This window comes from Oleiphilus sp. HI0067 (genome assembly GCF_001635735.1).
In genome coordinates, this window is record NZ_LWFI01000915.1 from 1 (window position 1) to 1,684 (window position 1,684).

Sequence of the window (1,684 nt, forward strand, 5' to 3'; positions counted from 1 at the left end):
TAGCCTATGTCCAATACTAAAGAGTATTAGTAATTTAAAATTAATGTTTAGTAGCATACCTATTAAGGCAACTTAGCAAATAACTCTTCACTATTGTTTTAAGCAGTGAGTTTGATTAACGGCGCCTTATATAAGTCATTAGTGACGGATATTTGAAAATCTTGTCTGCAAAAATGTAGGACATGATTGGCAGTACTCTTTTAGGTAGAGCGTGCTTAACTTTTGTTTTAGTCGATGAAAATGAGATTTCTTGTGAAGCCCACGCGTCACCTGAATCACGTTGACATGCTTTTACTGTTTGGCCTGACTTATCGATAATTTGAGCGAAATCGGCGCATTTAAAATCAGCACGAATAGAGTCTGTAGAGTTCCAGTGACGCCACATCAAAGGATTGACTGCACAGTATGTTAGCCAAAGCGCTTTTGGATGTGGCATCTGACATTGAATCTGTCCAGTGGATGCAGACGAGATCACAGGCACTTCGAGTTCACTAGCAAGCAGCTTTGGAATATCGGAAAACAGATCAGCTGCGCTAGAGATCTTTTCGATAAGTCTAGGAATGAACCCTAGCTCACTATTAGATAGAGTCTGACCATCTGATAGATGATAAGTAGGATCTGTTGTAATCGGTGGCGACATACTAGCGAGAATAAAGTCGACCTCTCCGTCATACGCCTCCCATAAATTAGTATGCGCGATATCCCAACAAACAAGCATACCTATTTTTCCCAATGGCGTGTCCGCAATGGTTGTTTGGTGCTTACCCCTGAAATAACCACGCTCCCACCCCCATGGATAATTCTTGTCATATTCCCACTGCTCGCCAGAGGAACTGATAAGCATAAAGCGGTTGTAGATGTGAGAATTTTCTCTGACTAAAAAGGTGCCCCCGATCATCATGTTATACTTCTTAGCGCAGCCCTTAAGAAATTTATAGGTTTTCCCAGTCGGTGATTCGGCAAGATCAAAGAGTTTTACGTCATAGGCATAGCCGAAGTTAAACATTTCGGGTAATAGAAAAAGATTGGCACCATCAAGGCTCGCTTCAGATATTAGCTTTTCAGCCCGCTCTAATCGCGCTTCAACTGGTGAAGGGTTTGCGTCCATCAGGCTCGATGCGACTTTTATCGTTCTCATTCTCGACACTTGATTTCCTTATTGATGTTTTTTGGAGACAGATGATCAATCTTATCATGAGACTGTTTTAATTAAGTGAGACTAAGTTGATTCAAACACATGATTTCAGATCGTAGTGAGTTATCGTAAATATAAACAGAATATGGCCCCCTGATCGTGACGAAAATATGCTCGTCATACTAACTCGGCAGCTATTTCAAAGTTTTTATCGACCTCGCGCGCGCTGTGCTCTATAGTGCGCGCAAATTTTAGGCAATCAGGCTTTTTGCTTGTCTCCATACATTCTGATCGAAGGTCGACTCATTGATTTCTACAGCAAATGTCACCATGCAATTTGGTGCGAAACCTCTCTTTGAAAACATTTCCGTCAAATTTGGCGAAGGTAATCGCTACGGACTTATTGGCGCAAACGGTTGCGGCAAATCAACGTTCATGAAAATCTTGGACGGCTCACTTGAGCCAACATCAGGAAATGTATCGATTTCTCCGAATGAACGTGTCGCTAAATTAAGTCAGGATCAATACGCATTTGAAGAATACAGCGTT

Annotated in this window: 2 protein-coding genes; one reads left to right on the forward strand and one right to left on the reverse strand. The window is 41.6% G+C overall.

The genetic code is table 11. The annotated features are described in order from the left end of the window. Nucleotides 1-115 precede the first annotated feature (115 nt). Nucleotides 116-1,138 (reverse strand): carbon-nitrogen hydrolase family protein, encoded by a 1,023-nt coding sequence (locus A3739_RS10685; protein WP_068501292.1) that lies wholly within the window; start codon nt 1,136-1,138, stop codon nt 116-118. Between the two features lie 303 nt (nt 1,139-1,441). Here A3739_RS10685 and A3739_RS10690 point away from each other — a divergent pair. Next, the coding region (locus A3739_RS10690) for an ATP-binding cassette domain-containing protein (protein ID WP_156502534.1) at nt 1,442-1,684 on the forward strand (243 nt) is incomplete at its 3' end.